This is a genomic window from Achromobacter sp. JD417, assembly GCF_041879325.1.
GTDB lineage: Bacteria > Pseudomonadota > Gammaproteobacteria > Burkholderiales > Burkholderiaceae_B > Achromobacter > Achromobacter mucicolens.
Window position 1 is genome coordinate 1,779,548 of record NZ_CP087159.1, and the last position, 16,531, is coordinate 1,796,078.

The 16,531-nt window shown below is 65.8% G+C and carries 17 protein-coding genes and 2 tRNA genes; 9 read left to right on the forward strand and 10 right to left on the reverse strand.

The window, feature by feature from the left end; genetic code table 11:
- The first annotated feature begins 13 nt into the window (after positions 1–13).
- Positions 14–1,588 (forward strand): diguanylate cyclase, encoded by a 1,575-nt coding sequence (locus tag LN047_RS08190; protein ID WP_373981483.1) that lies wholly within the window; start codon positions 14–16, stop codon positions 1,586–1,588.
- Positions 1,589–1,612: 24 nt separating this feature from the next.
- Here the strand turns inward: LN047_RS08190 and LN047_RS08195 are convergent, their stop codons facing one another.
- On the reverse strand, positions 1,613–1,852 hold the full coding sequence (locus tag LN047_RS08195; RefSeq protein ID WP_056320036.1) for a hypothetical protein: 240 nt from the start codon (positions 1,850–1,852) through the stop codon (positions 1,613–1,615).
- 96 nt (positions 1,853–1,948) lie between these two features.
- Here LN047_RS08195 and yddG point away from each other — a divergent pair, with 96 nt between their 5' ends.
- Positions 1,949–2,857 (forward strand): aromatic amino acid DMT transporter YddG, encoded by a 909-nt coding sequence (gene yddG, locus LN047_RS08200; RefSeq protein WP_373981484.1) that lies wholly within the window; start codon positions 1,949–1,951, stop codon positions 2,855–2,857.
- Between the two features lie 28 nt (positions 2,858–2,885).
- Here the strand turns inward: yddG and LN047_RS08205 are convergent, their stop codons facing one another.
- Positions 2,886–3,077, reverse strand: coding sequence for a hypothetical protein (locus tag LN047_RS08205; RefSeq protein ID WP_062838453.1), 192 nt, complete (start codon positions 3,075–3,077; stop codon positions 2,886–2,888).
- A gap of 259 nt (positions 3,078–3,336) precedes the next feature.
- Here LN047_RS08205 and LN047_RS08210 point away from each other — a divergent pair, with 259 nt between their 5' ends.
- The 3 genes from LN047_RS08210 to LN047_RS08220 all read left to right on the forward strand — a co-directional run bounded on the left by LN047_RS08210 (position 3,337) and on the right by LN047_RS08220 (position 5,012).
- Positions 3,337–3,588: a hypothetical protein gene (locus LN047_RS08210; protein WP_373981485.1), complete on the forward strand. Its 252-nt coding sequence runs from the start codon at positions 3,337–3,339 to the stop codon at positions 3,586–3,588.
- Positions 3,589–3,695: 107 nt separating this feature from the next.
- Entirely contained in the window at positions 3,696–3,887 is a 192-nt protein-coding gene (locus tag LN047_RS08215) for a hypothetical protein (protein WP_056320045.1), read from the forward strand.
- Positions 3,888–4,088: 201 nt separating this feature from the next.
- Positions 4,089–5,012, forward strand: coding sequence for a hypothetical protein (locus tag LN047_RS08220; protein ID WP_152383851.1), 924 nt, complete (start codon positions 4,089–4,091; stop codon positions 5,010–5,012).
- 75 nt (positions 5,013–5,087) lie between these two features.
- On the opposite strand, the gene LN047_RS08225 is transcribed toward LN047_RS08220, so the two are convergent.
- From LN047_RS08225 to egtD, 3 genes are all read right to left on the reverse strand, one after another.
- Positions 5,088–5,164 (reverse strand) — tRNA-Met (locus LN047_RS08225).
- Between the two features lie 162 nt (positions 5,165–5,326).
- A complete protein-coding gene (egtB, locus tag LN047_RS08230) occupies positions 5,327–6,643 on the reverse strand; it encodes an ergothioneine biosynthesis protein EgtB (protein ID WP_373981486.1) in 1,317 nt (438 codons plus the stop codon).
- A 32-nt stretch (positions 6,644–6,675) separates the two neighbouring features.
- Entirely contained in the window at positions 6,676–7,653 is a 978-nt protein-coding gene (gene egtD / locus LN047_RS08235) for an L-histidine N(alpha)-methyltransferase (protein ID WP_373981487.1), read from the reverse strand.
- A 296-nt stretch (positions 7,654–7,949) separates the two neighbouring features.
- On the opposite strand from egtD, the gene LN047_RS08240 reads away from it, so the two are divergent.
- On the forward strand, positions 7,950–8,285 hold the full coding sequence (locus LN047_RS08240) for a YqjD family protein (RefSeq protein ID WP_056320053.1): 336 nt from the start codon (positions 7,950–7,952) through the stop codon (positions 8,283–8,285).
- 9 nt (positions 8,286–8,294) lie between these two features.
- Entirely contained in the window at positions 8,295–9,782 is a 1,488-nt protein-coding gene (locus LN047_RS08245; RefSeq protein ID WP_373981488.1) for a phosphatidylserine/phosphatidylglycerophosphate/cardiolipin synthase family protein, read from the forward strand.
- Between the two features lie 49 nt (positions 9,783–9,831).
- On the opposite strand, the gene LN047_RS08250 is transcribed toward LN047_RS08245, so the two are convergent.
- The 4 genes from LN047_RS08250 to LN047_RS08265 all read right to left on the reverse strand — a co-directional run bounded on the left by LN047_RS08250 (position 9,832) and on the right by LN047_RS08265 (position 14,945).
- Positions 9,832–11,499, reverse strand: a complete 1,668-nt coding sequence (locus LN047_RS08250; protein ID WP_062838448.1) for an FMN-binding glutamate synthase family protein — start codon at positions 11,497–11,499, stop codon at positions 9,832–9,834.
- 200 nt (positions 11,500–11,699) lie between these two features.
- Positions 11,700–12,923, reverse strand: coding sequence for a YeeE/YedE family protein (locus LN047_RS08255; RefSeq protein ID WP_373981489.1), 1,224 nt, complete (start codon positions 12,921–12,923; stop codon positions 11,700–11,702).
- A gap of 150 nt (positions 12,924–13,073) precedes the next feature.
- Positions 13,074–14,018 (reverse strand): AEC family transporter, encoded by a 945-nt coding sequence (locus LN047_RS08260; RefSeq protein WP_142049863.1) that lies wholly within the window; start codon positions 14,016–14,018, stop codon positions 13,074–13,076.
- 33 nt (positions 14,019–14,051) lie between these two features.
- Positions 14,052–14,945: a DMT family transporter gene (locus LN047_RS08265; protein ID WP_056320063.1), complete on the reverse strand. Its 894-nt coding sequence runs from the start codon at positions 14,943–14,945 to the stop codon at positions 14,052–14,054.
- A gap of 118 nt (positions 14,946–15,063) precedes the next feature.
- Here LN047_RS08265 and LN047_RS08270 point away from each other — a divergent pair, with 118 nt between their 5' ends.
- Entirely contained in the window at positions 15,064–15,507 is a 444-nt protein-coding gene (locus LN047_RS08270) for a GNAT family N-acetyltransferase (RefSeq protein ID WP_056320068.1), read from the forward strand.
- A gap of 150 nt (positions 15,508–15,657) precedes the next feature.
- Here LN047_RS08270 and LN047_RS08275 read toward each other — a convergent pair.
- Positions 15,658–15,742: transfer RNA gene (locus LN047_RS08275), tRNA-Leu, on the reverse strand.
- A gap of 150 nt (positions 15,743–15,892) precedes the next feature.
- On the opposite strand from LN047_RS08275, the gene LN047_RS08280 reads away from it, so the two are divergent.
- Positions 15,893–16,504 (forward strand): tRNA-uridine aminocarboxypropyltransferase, encoded by a 612-nt coding sequence (locus tag LN047_RS08280; RefSeq protein WP_373981490.1) that lies wholly within the window; start codon positions 15,893–15,895, stop codon positions 16,502–16,504.
- Positions 16,505–16,531 lie beyond the last annotated feature (27 nt).

Sequence of the window (16,531 nt, forward strand, 5' to 3'; positions counted from 1 at the left end):
GGCAGGCCGCGCCATGGCTGACGGCGAAACGGTTGCTGGCGTGCGCCGCGGCCGGGCGCGCCGCTATTCCATGCGGACGGGTCTGCTTGCCCTCGTCTTTGCCTGTATTACCCCGGCCCTCATCGTGGCGACCGTTGCCGTCTACGAAAGCTACGTCATCCAGAAAGAGCGGATCTTCCGCGATACGATCTTCCTGGCGCGCAATCTCACGGCGATCCTGGATCGCGAGCTCACCGGCGTAGAAGCCGGTTTGCAGATGCTGGCGTCTTCGCCGGATCTGGTCGAGGGCGATCTCGCCGGTTTCCATCGGCGCGCGCGCGAGTCCGTGCGCTTTCAGATCGCCGACACTTACGTGCTGACGAACAAGGAAGGCCGGCAGATCATCAACACGCAGGTGCCCTACGGCACGGCCTTGCCAACCGGCAGGGCGCCCGATGAACTGGGCCGCGTCTTCCTGACGCGCATGCCGGTGCTGACAAGCCTGTTCACCGGCGGCCTGACCAAGGACCCCACCATCGCGCTGGGCGTGCCGGTCGTGCGGGACGGAGAGGTGGTGTACAGCCTGAACGTGGGACTGTCACCCGAGCGCATCGGCAACGTCCTGGGCCGCCGCGCCCTGCCCGAGGGCTGGGTGGCCGCCGTGCTGGACGGCTCGGGAACCATCATCGCCCGCACCCGCGACACCTCCAAATTTGTGGGCCAGAAGGCGGTGCCGGCGCTGGCCCGCGCCGTGCAGCAGGAAGGCGAAGGCTCGTTGGAGACGATCACCAAGGAAGGCACGCCCGTCTATACCGCGTTCAGCCGGTCGACGCTGTCGGGCTGGACGGTCGCCGCCGGCGCACCCATGCAGTTGCTGACCACGGACCTGTACCGCTCCATCGCGTGGATTGGTCTGGGTACGTTGTTCGCGTTCGGTTTGGGGTTGTGGCTGGCGCTCAGGCTTGCAAGCCGGCTCACGTTGGCCGTGCAGGGGCTGGTCGCGCCGGCGCTCGCGCTGGGCGAAGGCCGGACCGTGGAACTGCCCGCCACGCGCATCAAGGAAGCCCAGGAGGTGGGCGCCGCCATGCTGCAGGCGTCGCGCAAGCTGGCGCGCGCCCAGCACCTGGCGCACTACGATCCGCTCACCGGCCTGTGCAATCGGGTGCTGTTCGGCGAACTGGTGCTGCGTGAGTTGGCGGTCGCCCAGCGCAGCGGCGATTCGTTCTCGATCCTGGCGATCGACCTGGACGGCTTCAAGGCGGTCAACGACATGCACGGGCACGCGGCCGGCGACACGGTCCTGAAAGAGGCGGCCGATCGCATGGCCAGCGCCATCCGGGTCTCGGACGTGGCCGCAAGGCTGGGCGGCGACGAATTCGCGGTGCTGCTGCTGGGCGCCAACCAGGAGAACGCGCGGCTGGTGGCCGAGGCCCTGGTCGAGAGCCTGTCCTTGCCTTATCCCAACGTGCGCGTCGCGGTGTCGGCAAGCATCGGCATCGCGGTGTATCCCCAATCGGGCGCCACCATGCTGCAGTTGCTCGAGAGGGCCGATGTGGCGTTGTACCGCGCCAAGGGCCTGGGCAAGCGCCGGGTGGCGCAGGACCAGTAGGTCCGCAGCCCGTCGCCATGCGCGTCACATATCCTGGCGCGGCGACAGCGCGGTCAGGACCTCGCCCGATTTCAAGCGATAGCGCCTGTCGTCCAGCGCGACGACAGGGTCGCCTTCGGACGTTCTGAGTATGTAGCGCGATGCGGCAAGCGGCATGGGGCTCGCGCCCGCTTCGTCCGCCCGCAAGAACACTTCAATGCGGTAAAGGCGTCCCGAATCCGTGCTTGCCAGCACGTCGCTCATCCTGCGTGTAGAAATGGCCATGCCGCTATTTCTCCGTTGGGTTTTCGCTAAACTTGCCGCCTTGGCGCCGGTCCGGTCTGATTGCCGGGCATGCACGGCGCGCAATCGGAAACGGTAATGCAATTGAATCCTGGCCGGAACGCGGCCACCACCCTGGGGCTGCTGGCTATCCTGCTGTGGGGCACGGTCGTCGGCCTGATCCGGGGCGTCAGTGAAAACTTCGGCCCCATTGGCGGCGCCGCGCTGATCTATACGGGAGGGTCCATCTTCCTGGTGCTGTTGCTGGGATTACCCAAGCTGCGCACGTTTCCCCGGTCGTATCTCATCGTGGGCAGCCTGCTGTTCGTGGCCTATGAGATTTGCCTGTCGCTGTCGCTGGGATTCGCGGCCGATCGTGCGCAAGCCATCGAGCTGGGCATCGTCAATTACCTGTGGCCATGCCTGACGGTGGTGTTCGCCATGCTCATCAATGGGCAGCGGGCGAGCTGGTGGGTGGCGCCGGGCATCTTGTTGTCGGTGTGCGGCATCGTCTGGGTCGTGGGCGGAACGGGCGGGCTGTCAATTGAACGCACCGCCGCGAATGTGTCGAGCAATCCTCTGAGTTATGGACTGGCCTTCAGCGGCGCCATCATCTGGGCCGTTTACTGCAACGTGACCAAGCGCTTTGCGGACGGCAAGAATGGCGTCGCGCTGTTTTTCATGCTCACGGCAGCGGTCTTGTGGATCAAGTACCTGTTCAGCGCGGAACCCGCATTGGTGTTTGCCGCGCCCGCCACGGTCGAGTTGTGCGTGGCCGCTGGCGCCATGGCAAGCGGCTATGCGCTGTGGAACGTGGGAATACTGCGGGGCAACCTGACCCTGCTGGCTACCGCGTCGTACTTCACGCCGGTCTTCTCCACCTTCTTTGCCGCGCTGTGGCTATCCACGCCGCTAACCCTGCCGTTCTGGCAGGGCGTGGCAATGGTCACCGCCGGTTCATTGTTGTGCTGGGCAGCGACGCGCGGCAGACCGGCCCGCAACGGATAGTCCGGGCCGTGTCCTGAGAGGGGGAGATTTACTCGACGAGCATCGTCAGGGCGACTGCGAACCCCAAGGGAACCAGCAGCAACGATGCAAAAGTGGAACTGACAATCGCCGCCGATATCTTCAGCAAGGGCTCGGGCCCTGCGCTTCGTATCGTTTGAACCACCAACGCGACGATACCCATAACCATCAAACAGCTCATGAAAACTGCTACGTAAGTCATGTTGTCTCCGTCCTCGCCTGATTTAGGGGATGCGGCGCCGCTGAGCGGTCTTGATGTTTGTGTCGATTGTGCGCCTGTATTGCGAGACTGCACCCTAGGGTTTTCCTTGCCGGCGGGTGGCTTTGTGGCGTATTTGCCGCGCAGTGTGCAGCATGAAAATCGTGTGCGGTCGCAGCAATTTCTGACGGCGGAACAGGCTTCGGCAACGCGGCGCGATTGCGCTACGATGGCGTGATCAAAACACCCGACAGGCCGACAGATGCCGCAAAAACTACGCCCTGGCACGCGCGCCACCTTGCAGGTCCGCCAGCTTTCGCCCGGCGAGTTTGCGTGGATCATTACCTTGCTCGATCCCGAATCCGGCAATGTGCGCAGCACCAATTACTCGGACAGGCGATATCCCAGCCAGGATGAAGCGTCGACGGCCGGCAAGGCCGCCGTGCTTGCATTTCTCGCGTATGGCACGTCCGAACGCGCGCCAGCCCCAAGCGGCGGCAAGCGCAAGGACTGACGCCGCGCGCTGTCCTTCCATGGCGCCCGGCCGTTTACCGGTCTTGGGCACGCCATTTGCTGATGCTCATGCAAGGCGCATCTTGCGCTGCTTGAGGAGAGGCAATCATGTCCCAGATCCCGCATCGAGAGCCCGGTCAACCGGACGATCTCACGCCTGACGATCCGGCGCTCCCGGGAAACCCGCCTGCGGACGATCCGCGTCCGGACCCGGGCCGTCCCACGGACAACCCCGACGTCATCGACCCCACGCCGCCCGCGCCGGATCCCCGCGCGCCCGGCACCATCGACCTGGCCTGATTGCGGCCAGCATTACTTCAATTCCGATCCCTTCATCGAAGCAAGGAGGTTTCCATGCGCTCAATCCTGTTGTGGCTGCTCGGCGTGCCCATTCCCATCATCATCCTGCTGGCTCTGTTCTGGCACTGAATGCCAGTGCGTCATTTCCGCTTTGGCACCCGCGCGTGCGCGGCTGCGTAAGTCTCTGGACAAGGATCGATCATGCAAAATACGTCTTCATTGAGCCAACCTTATGCCGATGGCGTGCCTCCACGTGAGTCCGCCATTTCGGCCGTGTCGTGGGCGGCGGTATTCGCCGGCGCGGTGATCGCCGCGGCGCTGTCGCTTGCATTGTTTGCCGGCGGCACCGGCCTCGGTTTTCTGTCCGTTTCGCCCTGGGGTGAGGAGGGCGTGTCGGCCCCCGCCATCGGCATTGGCATCATTGTCTGGATGCTGCTCACGCAGATCATTTCGTACGGCATCGGCGGCTATGTCGCCGGGCGCCTGCGGACGAAATGGGTCGACGTGCATTCCGATGAGGTCTACTTTCGCGACACCGCGCACGGCTTTCTGGTCTGGGCGCTGAGCGCCGTGGTCAGCGCCGCGCTGCTGGGTTCCGCGCTCGCGTCGATGGCTTCCGGCGTTGCCAAGGCCGGCGCTTCGGTGGCGGCCACGGCCGGCACGGCGGCAACCGCGGCGGCGACGGCCGGCGCTGCCGGTGCGAGCAGTGGCGGTGGCATGGAGCGCGCAACCGACTATCTCACCGACACCCTGATGCGCTCGGAACGTCCCGAGGCCAACACCGATCCTGAAGCGGCGCGTGCCGAAGTTGGCCGCATCGTCGCCATGAGCATCACCCGCGGCGACATGACGCCGGCCGATCGCGACTACGTCGTGAAGGTCGTGGCCGCGCAGGCCGGTGTGGAGCCCGCCGTGGCGCAGCGCCGCGTCGACGAGGCGATCCAGAACGCCAAGAAGACCGCGGAAGAAGCCAAGGTGAAGGCTAAGGAAGCTGCAGACGCAGCCCGCAAGGCTGCCGCGGCGTTCGCGTTGTGGGGCTTTGCATCGATGCTGATCGGCGCGTTCGTGGCGAGCCTGGCTGCCACCTGGGGCGGCCGCCGCCGCGATGCGGTCTATCGGGTTTAACGTGGTGCTTCGGGTGGAGATAATCCGCCCGAATGCAAAAGGGCCCGCACAGTGTGCGGGCCCTTTTAAATTTCTTGGTGGCGCATCCCTGATTCGAACAGGGGACCTGCGGATTATGATTCCGTCGCTCTAACCGGCTGAGCTAATGCGCCATCTTTTTTCGCCGTTCGGTTTGCGTTGCAAGTGCCGATCAACGAAGAACGAAATTCTAGCACGAAGTTTTTTTGGAGTGCAAGTGGGCGCAGGCCAAATTTTTTCGGCCGGTCTGGACGCCTTGTGCAGCCAGTGCTGCTGGTGCAGTCGCGCGCCGCCCTTCAAGCATCCCGCGCCAGGCGGATGCCCGAGAACTGCCAGCGCGCCTCGGGCGGAAAGAAGTTGCGGTAGCTGGGCCGGATGTGATCGCGCGGCGTCGCGCACGAGCCGCCCCGCAGCACGTACTGGTTGCACATGAACTTGCCGTTGTATTCGCCGACGGCGCCTGCGCTGGGCTGAAAGCCCGGATAGGCGTCATAGCCGCTCGAGGTCCATTCCCACGCGTCGCCGAACAATTGCACGGGACCGCCCGAGCTGTGGCGCGCCGGGGCGGGGCGCGTGTCCAGGTGACCGTTTTCAAGCATGTTCGCGCGGGCCGAATAGGTGTCTTCCGACAACTGGCGCGCGGCGTGTTCCCATTCCGCTTCGCGCGGCAGGCGCGCGCCGGCCCAGCGGGCGTAGGCGTCGGCCTCGAAGTAGCTGACGTGCGTGACCGGGGCGTGCAGCTCCAGGTCCTGCATGCCGCGCAGCGTGAAGACACGCCACGCATCGTCCGAGCTTTCCCAATACAGCGGGGCGCGCCAGCCTTGTGCGCTCACCATGTCCCACCCCATCGAGAGCCACAGTTCGGGCCGCTGATACCCGCCGTCCTGCATGAAGGCCAGGTATTCGCCCTGTGTCACGAGGCGATCGGACAGGGAGAAGGGCGTCAGCAGGACGTCGTGGGCCGGCCCTTCGTTGTCGAAGGCGAAGCCGCGTCCGTCGTGGCCGATGCGGGTGATGCCGCCATCGTACCGGGTCCAGCCCGGTGTCGTAGCGGGCGGCTGCGCGGGCTGGCCCGGCGCGACGTAAGCAGGCCTGAGCGGGTTGGCCGACAGCATGTGCTTCAGATCGGTCAGGATCAGTTCCTGATGCTGTTGCTCATGATTGAGGCCAAGCTCGAGCAGCGCGTCGAATTCGGGATCGTTGCCGCCCAGGCGCGAGATCAGCGCGTGCATCGCTTGGTCGACATGTTGCCGGTATTGCAGCACTTCCGACAGCGGCGGGCGCGACAACAGGCCGCGTTGGGGGCGCGGATGTTTTGCGCCGACGGCGTTGTAATAGGAGTTGAAAAGCATCCGGTATTGCGGATGGAAGGGCGGGCTGGACGCGTCATAGCGCGCGAGCAGGAAGGTCTCGAAGAACCAGGTGGTGTGCGCCAGATGCCATTTGACCGGACTGCAATCGGGCATGGATTGCACCTGGCAATCCTCCGGGCTCAAGGGCGCGGCCAGGGCGGCGGTGGTGGAGCGTACGGCGTCGTACCGGTCGTGCTGTCCGGCTTGTCCGCTGGCATAAGGCCCGATGGCGGGATGAGTCAGCAGGCATGCGGGGTCCATGGGGATATCTCCAGAATCGTGGGCGCCCTGCGTCAGGCGCGGGCGCTGAAAACAGAAAACCAGTCGCGGGCGTCCGACCAGTGCGCGATGTCGCGAAAGCCCGCGCGGTGAAGCAGATCGCTGAAGGCTTGCGGCGTGAATTTGTAGGAGTTCTCGGTGTGGATCCGTTCGCCGGCCTTGAACTCGCGATGGCCGCCGGGCCAGGCAACGCGCACGGCGCGCTGCGCCTCCAGGTGCATTTCGACACGCGAACGTTCGCTGTTGAAGAGCGCCACGTGGCGCCAGTCATCGACATTGAAATCGCTGCCGAGCACGGTGTTCACGTGGCGCAGCAGATTCAGGTTGAACGCCGCCGTCAGGTGCAGGGCGTCGTCATACGCCGGTTCCAGCACGCTCTTCGGTTTGACCCGATCGACGCCGACCACGAGTCCGCCGCCGGGACAGGCTTCGCGGATGCGCCGCAGCATGGCATACGCGGCATCGGGACCCAGATTGCCGATGCTGGAGCCGGGATAGAAGAACAATCGTTGCTGTGCCGGAACGCCTTCGGGCATCGCCAGTTCATGCGAGAAATCCTGGCCGACAGCCGTGATCCGCATGTCCGGATACGAAAGCTTCAGGCGCCGCACGGCTGCCTGCAGATAGTCGGCCGAGATATCGACGGGCACATAGTGGCTGGGCCGCAAGCTGGCGAACAGCCGCTCGGCCTTGACGCAATCGCCGGCGCCCAGGTCGATCATGGCCTGCACGGGGCCGACGTGGCGCGCGATATCTTTGCCGTGGCGCTGAAAGATCTCGTCTTCGCACCGCGTTGGATAGTATTCGGGCAGTTGCGTGATGGCCGTGAACAGCGACGAGCCGAGTGCGTCGTACAGGAACTTGGGATCGATGTGGGCGGCACTGTCTAGCAGCCCTTCGTGCAATTCGATCTGCTCGGCGCTGGAGTGCTGCGGCTCCTGCGCGATGAATTCGGGGGCGACGGCGGCAAGGAGTGCGGAGGGAGAAACCATGCGTTCAGTTCCTTTTTGGGGCGGTTGAAGCGCATTGCAAAGACTCATTGTGGCGGCTGAGGGGGTTTGCGTGTCAAGCGCCAGGCCTCTGAATGCAATGGACTTTTACGAAATCGAAACCGCGTTTGGCGGAATACGGGAAGGGGCTGCGAGGTCACGCGCAGGCGCCCCGACTCCGCCATCAGCAAGTTTCGGGCCGCTGAAATATCGGTTTACCGCTGGTTGCGAAAGCTCGGGCAGTTTTGGCCCGTTGGTGTGGACAATGGGACTTCCAAGAAAAAATCCAAGGAGCTAGCATGAATCGAAAGCACCAGCGCGCTGAAATGGCTTTGCATCGTGAACGCGTGAATGACAGCTTCCACGAGCTGCTCGCCGGCACGGAAGATCTGTTGCGTTCGACCGCGTCGTATACGGGCTCCGAAATCGAAGCGGCGCGCGCGCGCTTGAAGCGCCAGCTCGCCGATGCGCGTGAATCCGCTGGCGGCTGGGAAGGCGTCGCCCGCGAACGAGCCCGCCGGGCCACCGCCTACGCGGACGAATACGTGCATGAGAATGCATGGAAGTCGGTCGGCGTGGCGGCGATAGTGGGCGCCGTGCTCGGCTGCATTTTCGTGGCGGGTAATCGACGCTAGAGACGCATCATGAGCCCATTACCGGCATTGAGCCGGGGTGGGCCGCGCAATGCCCTGCAAGAACTGACGATCGACGCGCGCCGCTGGGCGCGCGCCGTCCTGTTTGCGTGCGTCGCGTCCGTGCTCGCCGCCTGCGCCAGCGTCCCCGACGCGCAGGAGCGGCACGCGCGCGCCGCGCAAGCAGGCCTGTCCGCGGATGCGGCACAGGACAGCTATCGTCGCGGGCAGGGCATTGCAGCGGACCCTCAAACCCCCAAGGATGATTTTCTTGCACGGCACCTGGCGGTGGAGCAGGCGGTCAGCGGCGCGCCGCTGGCCAAGGGCAATCGTGTGCGCCTGCTTGCCGACGGACCCAGCACGTACAAGGCGATGCTCCAATCCATCGCTCAGGCGCGCCGCTACGTGCACATGGAAACCTACATTTTCGACGACGATGCGGAGGGCAATCGCTTTGCAGACGCGCTGATCGCGGCGCGCAACCGCGGCGCCGAGGTGTCGCTGATGGTGGACGCGGTCGGCACGATCAAGACGCCCGATGACCTCTTCCAGCGCATGCGCGACGCGGGCGTGCAGGTGGCGGTCTTCAATCCCGTCAATCCGGTCAACGCGCGCGCCGGCTGGTCGCCGAATCAGCGCAACCATCGCAAGGTGCTGGTCGTCGACGGCAAGGTGGGCTATCTGGGCGGCATCAACGTCAGTAGCGTGTACGAGTCGTCTTCGTTCTCGGGCGGAAGCGGCTCCGGGTCGTCGGGATCCGGCGGCGGCTCGGGCGCCAAGGCGGGCGCGCCCGCCAAGGATGCCGACTCCGCGCCCTGGCGCGACACGCACCTGCGCATCGAAGGGCCGGCGGTGGCGCAGCTGGAACAGGTGTTGCAGGCCGGCTGGGCATCGCAGGCCAAGGAGCCCATCAAGGGCGGCGATTCGCACGTTGCGCCGGCGGTCGGCGACACCGCCGTCCGCATCCTTGCGAACCAGCCCGATCGCAGCGACGGCTACACGGTCTATCTGACGTTGATGTCGGCGTTCGAAAGCGCGCAGAAATCCATTCACATCACGATGGCGTACTTCGTGCCGGATCCGGCGTTCATCGAGGTGCTGCAATCCGCGGCGCGGCGCGGGGTGGACGTGGTGCTGGTGCTGCCGGGCTTTAGCGACTCGTCGCTGGTGTTTCATGCCGGGCGTTCGCACTACACCGATCTGCTGCGCTCGGGCGTGAAGATCTACGAACGCCGTGACGCCTTGCTGCATGCGAAGACGGCGGTGGTCGATGGCGTCTGGTCGACCGTGGGATCCAGCAACATGGATTGGCGCAGCTTTGCGCTGAACTACGAGATCAACGCCGTGGTGCTGGGACCGGAGTTCGCGGCCGAGATGGAGGCGCTGTTCCAGCGCGACGTGGCCGATGCCGTGCAGGTGACGCCCGAGGCCTGGAAGGAGCGCGGCCTGGACGACCGCTTCATGGAGTCGTTCTCGCGCATGTTCGAGCGCTGGTTGTAGCGGGTGCGCGGGTGGCTCGGATCCTGTCCGCGCCGCCCGTCAGCGCCGTTCAGGAGTTGCCGGCCGCGGCGGCCTGTGCAGCGTGCTCGCGCGCCAGGGCCGTGGTGATGTCGTGGGTGGGCTGAAACGACTGCGCCTGCGCCATCGCCCAGCCTGCACGGAAGACCTGGTGCCGGAACTCGCCGCGCAGCAGCTCGCCAGGCGCCAGCTCCGGAAACAGCGCGGACAAGAGGCGGATTTCGCTGGGCGAGATGCGTCGCGCGATATGGTGCGGGCGCAACTGGCCCGGGTGGGTCAGGCCAGCCGCGGCCAGCAGTTCGGCAAGTGCATGCAGCGTGTTCTTGTGAAAATTGGCCACGCGCTGCGCCTTGTCCGGCACCACCAGCGCGCGTTGCCGTAGCGGATCCTGCGTGGTGACGCCGGTGGGGCATTTGCCGGTGTGGCAGGCCTGGGCCTGGATGCAGCCGATGGCAAACATGAAGCCGCGCGCGGCGTTGCACCAGTCGGCGCCCATCGCCATCACGCGGGCCATGTCGAACGCAGTGATGATCTTGCCGGACGCGCCCAGCTTGATGCGGTCGCGCAGGTTCACGCCGATCAGCGTGTTGTGCACGAGCCGCAGCGCCTCGCGCAGCGGCGTACCCACGTGATCCACGAATTCCACGGGCGCCGCGCCCGTGCCGCCTTCCGCGCCGTCCACCACGATGAAGTCCGGGGTGATGCCGGTTTCAAGCATCGCCTTGACGATGGCGAACCACTCCCAGGGATGCCCCACACAGAACTTGAAGCCGACGGGCTTGCCGCCGGAGAGCTCGCGCAGGCGCGCCACGAATTTCATCAGGCCGATCGGACTGTCGAACGCGGAATGGCTGGCGGGCGAATTGCAGTCCTGCCAAGGCGCCACGCCCCGCGCCTCGGCGATTTCGATCGTCACCTTGCCCGCCGGCAGGATGCCGCCGTGGCCCGGCTTGGCGCCTTGCGACAGCTTGATCTCGATCATCTTGACCTGCGGCGTACAGGCGTTGCGCACAAACGCTTCTTCCGAAAACGCGCCGTGCTCGTCGCGGCAACCGAAATAGCCCGAGCCGATGTTCCAGACGAGGCTGCCGCCCGGCTGGCGATGGTAGCGGCTGATGCCGCCTTCGCCGGTGTCGTGCGCAAAGTCGCCTTGCCGCGCGCCTTCGTTCAGGGCCAGCACCGCGTTGGCCGACAGCGCGCCAAAGCTCATGGCCGACACGTTGAACACCGACATGGAATAGGGCTGCGTGCAGTCGGGCCCGCCCACGGTGACGCGAAAGTCCGTGTCGTTGATATGCGAGGGCGACATGGAATGGTTGATCCATTCGTAGCGGTCGCCGTAGACGTCTTCCTGCGTGCCGAATGGGCGCTTGTCGATCTCGCGCTTGGCGCGCTGGTAGACGATGGAACGCTGCGCGCGCGAAAACGGCGAGGCCTGCGTGTCGTCCTCCAGGAAGTACTGGCGGATCTCGGGGCGGATGAATTCGAACAGGAATCGCAGGTTGCCGATGACTGGATAATTGCGGCGGATGGCATGCCGCGGCTGGATCAGGTCGTACACGCCCAGCGCGCCCAGCAGCGCCAGCGGCACGGCTGCCGCAAGCCACCACAAGGACGCGGTGGCGGCCAGGGCCGCGGTGATGGCCGCGCCTGCAAGGGTCAACAGAAAGGCCGTGAATCGGCCGGCTATCCAGTTCATGTCCGTCTCCGCTTTTCGGAATGCAGCAACCATACACCAGGGCCGCTGGCTGCCGGATGAATGGCGGGCCGTGCGCGCGCGCGCCGGCGCGGGCCTTGCGCAGCCGGGGGATAGCCTGAAAGGCGCATGTTCACTGGCCTGGCGGCGGGGTAAAAAAAATGGCCTCCTGCATCAGGAGGCCATTGTTGGAACACTGTTTCTCAGCAGCTGGACGCCGGCGGCGACTTTTCGACGGCCAGGCCGAACAGCGGACGCAGGTGCACGCCCAGTGCGCTGCCGGCAAACGCGGCAGGCAGCCACAGCCAGGCATGCAGGCTGCCCGACAGAATGCCGCTGAAGTAGGCGCCGATGTTGCAGCCGAAGGCCAGGCGCGAGCCATAGCCGAGCAGCAGGCCGCCGATCACGGCGCCCGCGAGCGAGCGCGCCGGCACCTTCCAGACGGGGGCGAACTTGCCGGCCGCGCTGGCGGCAGCCAGCGCGCCGAGCATGAGGCCGATGTCCATGACGGTGGTGACATCCTGGCGCAGCGGCGCGGCCAGCGACGGCTGCTTGGCCCAGTAGGCCCAGGTGGCGACGTCGCCGCCCAGGGCATCCAGCGTCTTGGCGCCCCACAAGGCGAAGGCGGACGTAATGCCCCAGGGGCGTCCGGCCAACGCCAGCGTTGCGAAGTTCAGCACGACGAGCGCCACGCCGCCCCACACGAGGGGCCACGGACCCTGCAGCAGCGAAACGGGGCGAGCCGTGCGCGAGGCGAAGGAGATCACGTGGCCATGACGGCGCTTTTCCAGCGTGGTGGCGATCCAGGCGATCAGCGCAAAGACGGCCAGATTGACGAGGATCGCGGGCACCAGGCCCCACGTCTTGATGAGCGACGTGGGCGCCAGCGCCGGCAGGCTGGACCACCAGCCGAAGTTGGCCGTGGCGATGACCGAGCCCACGATGAAGAACAGCAGTGTCACCACCATGCGGGTGTTGCCGCCGCCCACCGCGAAGAGCGTGCCCGACGCGCATCCGCCGCCCAGCTGCATGCCGACGCCGAACAGGAACGCGCCCAGCAGGACCGAGACGCCCGGGGGCGACACGAAGCCGTTGACCGGCTGACCGAACAGCGTGCCGGCGGCCAGAAAGGGAAAGAACAGCAGCACGCCCACGGCGAGCATCAGCATCTGCGCGCGCAGGCCGGCACCGCGGCGGTCCGACACGAACACGCGCCAGGCTTGCGTGAAACCGAACGACGCGTGGTACAGCGTGACGCCAAGCAGTGCGCCGACCACCCACAGCGCGCCCTGGCGCCAACTGACGGTCTGGTTCAGGTACAGGGCGCCGGCCAGGACCAGCAGCACCGCAATCCAGAGCGGCTTGCGATTGATGTGGATGGGCGGCAGGGCCGAGGGCAGCGGCAGGGAGGAGGCGTTGGCGCTCATGAAAATCCCGAGGATCAAGTCGTAAATGCAAACGGGTGCGAAAGGCGCACCCGTGGGAATGGACGTCAGTCTAGTCCTGTCAGTAAATATCTCAAACCAAGGATTCGTGCTTTAGCAATAACTTCAAGTTATATAGAGCCACTGGTGAGTTCACGAGACGGGGTGCGCGCTGATCCACGCGACGAGCAGGCTGACCGTCACCACCGATGCCACGGTGCTGACCAGGATGGCGCGCGAGGTCACGCGGGCGTCGCGTCCATACATCTTGGCCAGCATGAACGGTCCGGTGCCGATGGGCAGCGCGCTCATCAGCACGGCCGTCCAGGCCCACAGCGGCGGCATCGAGAACACGTAGAACGCCAGCACCGCAGTCGCGGCCGGTTGCAGGAGCAGCTTGCCCAGCACCAGGCGCATCACGCCCGGTCCGGAGGCCGCGGTTTCCGTCTGCGCCAGAAAAAGGCCGATGGTCACCAGCGCGCACGGGCTGGCGGACGCGCCCAGCAAGGCCACATAGCGGTCGACGCCTTCGGGCAGACGGGCACCAGTGGCCGCCCACGCAAGGCCAAGGACCGGGGCGGCCAGCAGCGGATTGCGGATCAGGGCGCGGCCTACTTTCAGCAGCGTCGCGGGCAGGTTGGGCGTCTGCTGCCGATCGAACTCGATGAGAGCGATGGCAAATCCGAAGAGCACGCTTGCGGTGAGCAGCGTGGTGAAAGTGGCGGGCGCCAGGCTGTCGGCGCCAAGCAGCGCCAGGCACAGCGGAATGCCCATGTATCCGGCGTTGGCGTAGGACGCCGCCAGGCCTTCGATGCTGCGGTCGGTGAGCGTCTGCGCGCGGCGCCCGCGCGCCAGGAACGAAACCACGAACGTGATGGCGATGCCGCCCGCAAACGCGCCGACGAAGCCCCAGTGCGCCATCTGCGCCAGGTCCACCTGCGTCATGGCGCGGAACAGCAGCGCGGGCAAGGACAGGTACACCACGTAGCGATTCAGCGCGTCGGTCGCGTGGGTGCCCAGGATGCGCCAGCGGGCGGCCAGCCAGCCGGTCAGTATCAGCGCAAAGACCGGCAGGGCGGCGGTGACGACGGCGTTCATGGGCGAGGGCGCAAGGGCGGAAAGGCGGTCATTCTACTTGGCGTCGCTGGCCGGCTTGCGGGTCACCAGCAGGATGCCCAGCGCGGCCAGCGCCATGCCAGGCCAGGCCAGCGGGGGAATGGGTTCGCGCAGGATCAGCAGCGCAATGATCGCCGTGCAGGGCGGCACCAGGAAAAACAGCGCTGACACGCGCGAGGCCTCGCCATGGCGGATCATGGCCAGCAGCAGGGTGATGGCGACCAGGGAGTTGCCGACGACCAGATAGGCGAGCGAGCCGAGCAAGGGGCCGGTCCATTCGATGCGCATGGGTTCCAGCCAGAATGCCAACGGCGCGGACACGGCAAGGCCCACGCCATACTGGACGAAGTTGGAGGCGACGGGATGGATCTGCGTGCCGAAGCGCTTTTCGTAGAGCGTGCCGCCCGTGAGGCAGAGCAGCGCGCCCACCGCGAATCCCAGCCCCAGCGGCGCCAGCACGTCGATCGAGGCCTTGGCCACGATCACGAGCGCGGCGCCCGCCACCCCCAGCGCCAGGCCGGCCCACCGCCTGGCGTCGACGCGTTCATGCGCGAGCGCGGGCGCCAGCAGGCCGATGAGGATGGGTTGAAGCGAGGTGATGAGGGCCACGCCGCCCGCCGACATTCCCTGCTTGAGCGAGAGGTAGGTGAAGCAGAAGTAGCCGGCCTGCAGCAGCAGGCCCACCATCGCCAGGTGACCCCATGCGCTGGCCCGCGTGGGCAGCGGCGGCCGCAGCGCCAGCAGCAGCGGCGCAAGGATCAACACGACGCATGCGTAGCGCAACGCCAGGAACGTCAGCGGATCGGCATAGGCCAGGCCCACCTTGAGCACGACAAAGCCGCTGGACCACAGTACGAGAAAGAGCGCGGGTGCGGCTTTCAACCAGGCAGGGGGCGCGGCAGGCGTCATGGCGGACCAAGGGCGGCAAGGGCAAGCCGCGATCGTACCCCTTTTCGCACCTTCTTCATCCTTGCGAAAATGCGGCGTAGGATTCAGTTATTCATTTGCTGCAACGTAGGGGTAGGACATGTCGGCCAACAAAGAAGCAACGGTGCGTATTGCGCTGGGAACCTGGGATCGCTTGCGCGACGACGCTTATTCGGTGCGCCACGCGGTTTTCGTGGTCGAGCAGAACGTGCCGCCGGAAATCGAGATGGATGACGACGACGCGGTGTCGGTGCATGCCGTGGCGTATGGACCCGATGGCACGCCGATGGGCACGGGGCGCCTGTTGCCCGACGGACACATTGGCCGCATGGCGGTTCACAAGCGCGCGCGCGGAATGGGCGTGGGCGGGCAGTTGCTCGATGCGCTGATCGGGCAGGGGCACGGCGACGGCCACCGCATGCTGGTGTTGCATGCCCAGACGCACGCCGCGGGCTTTTACGAAGCGCATGGCTTCAAGGCCGAAGGCGAAGAGTTCGTCGAGGCCGGAATTCCGCACGTGGTGATGACGCGCACGTTGAAGTAGCGCGCCGCGCTGGAGGCGTGCGCCGCAGCCGATGCGCGGCGGCGCCTCGCCCTCTGCATTGTGGCGCGCACAAAGCAAAAACCCCGAACGCTTTCGCATTCGGGGTTTTTCTTTTGGCGCATCACGACAGGTACCTCGTGATGTAGTAATTGGTGCCCAGGAGAGGACTCGAACCTCCACACCTTGCGGCACACGGACCTGAACCGTGCGCGTCTACCAATTCCGCCACCTGGGCGCTGTTGCTTTACATGTTGCGTCGCTTTCGCGTCCGTTTCGTGTTCAGCAGCAGAGGAACGAGATTATGCACACTTTTTTTGAAGTGTGCAACTTCGTCTGCATTTTTTTCACTTTTTTTGTGCGGTCCGCTTTCGATATAGTGTCGGCCATGTCTCGATCCCTCTGTACGCGCTGTCTGCGCCCGCTGTCGCATTGCCTTTGCGCCCTGATCCCGTCGTTGTCCTGCCGCACCAGCGTGGTGGTCCTGCAGCATCCCAGCGAAGCGCGCCACGCGCTGAACACGGCGCGTCTGGCAGTGCTGGGAATCGCGGGCGCGCGCCGTGTCGTCGGTGAATATTTTTCCGAGGCGGATTGGGCAGCGCCGGGGTACGCGCCGCGCCTGCTGTTTCCGGGAAAGGGCGCCGACGTGCTGACGCCGGGCTATGGCCAGGACATGGACACGCCCATCCGGCTGATCGTGCCGGACGGCACGTGGGGGCATGCGCGCAAACTGCTGCACATCAACCCGGCGCTTGCCGCGCTGCCGCGCGTCATGCTGCCGCCGGGCCTGTCGACGCGCTACCGTGTGCGCCATGCCGATGTGCCGGGCGCACTGTCCACCATCGAGGCCGTGACGCACGCGCTCAATGCCATCGAGGCGCCGCGCAACTTCGACGCGCTGCTGGCGCCGTTCGAGGCGTTGATCGATGGTCAGATCGACGGCATGGGCGCGGACCTTTACGCGCGTCATCATCTGAATCGCAAGGTGCCTTGGCGCTGACCGGGGAAAGCAAAGCGCGTGGGGCAA

Bases quoted from the DNA above. Each gene is read 5' to 3' on its own strand.
- LN047_RS08215 (WP_056320045.1), top strand. From the start codon at position 3,696: ATGTCCCAGATCCCGCATCGAGAGCCCGGTCAACCGGACGATCTCACG.
- LN047_RS08260 (WP_142049863.1), bottom strand. From the start codon at position 14,018: ATGAACGCCGTCGTCACCGCCGCCCTGCCGGTCTTTGCGCTGATACTG.
- LN047_RS08270 (WP_056320068.1), top strand. From the start codon at position 15,064: ATGTCGGCCAACAAAGAAGCAACGGTGCGTATTGCGCTGGGAACCTGG.
- LN047_RS08265 (WP_056320063.1), bottom strand. From the start codon at position 14,945: ATGACGCCTGCCGCGCCCCCTGCCTGGTTGAAAGCCGCACCCGCGCTC.
- LN047_RS08220 (WP_152383851.1), top strand. From the start codon at position 4,089: ATGCAAAATACGTCTTCATTGAGCCAACCTTATGCCGATGGCGTGCCT.
- LN047_RS08210 (WP_373981485.1), top strand. From the start codon at position 3,337: ATGCCGCAAAAACTACGCCCTGGCACGCGCGCCACCTTGCAGGTCCGC.
- egtD (WP_373981487.1), bottom strand. From the start codon at position 7,653: ATGGTTTCTCCCTCCGCACTCCTTGCCGCCGTCGCCCCCGAATTCATC.
- yddG (WP_373981484.1), top strand. From the start codon at position 1,949: ATGCAATTGAATCCTGGCCGGAACGCGGCCACCACCCTGGGGCTGCTG.
- LN047_RS08280 (WP_373981490.1), top strand. From the start codon at position 15,893: ATGTCTCGATCCCTCTGTACGCGCTGTCTGCGCCCGCTGTCGCATTGC.
- LN047_RS08245 (WP_373981488.1), top strand. From the start codon at position 8,295: ATGAGCCCATTACCGGCATTGAGCCGGGGTGGGCCGCGCAATGCCCTG.
- LN047_RS08240 (WP_056320053.1), top strand. From the start codon at position 7,950: ATGAATCGAAAGCACCAGCGCGCTGAAATGGCTTTGCATCGTGAACGC.
- LN047_RS08205 (WP_062838453.1), bottom strand. From the start codon at position 3,077: ATGACTTACGTAGCAGTTTTCATGAGCTGTTTGATGGTTATGGGTATC.
- LN047_RS08250 (WP_062838448.1), bottom strand. From the start codon at position 11,499: ATGAACTGGATAGCCGGCCGATTCACGGCCTTTCTGTTGACCCTTGCA.
- LN047_RS08195 (WP_056320036.1), bottom strand. From the start codon at position 1,852: ATGGCCATTTCTACACGCAGGATGAGCGACGTGCTGGCAAGCACGGAT.
- egtB (WP_373981486.1), bottom strand. From the start codon at position 6,643: ATGGACCCCGCATGCCTGCTGACTCATCCCGCCATCGGGCCTTATGCC.
- LN047_RS08190 (WP_373981483.1), top strand. From the start codon at position 14: ATGGCTGACGGCGAAACGGTTGCTGGCGTGCGCCGCGGCCGGGCGCGC.
- LN047_RS08255 (WP_373981489.1), bottom strand. From the start codon at position 12,923: ATGAGCGCCAACGCCTCCTCCCTGCCGCTGCCCTCGGCCCTGCCGCCC.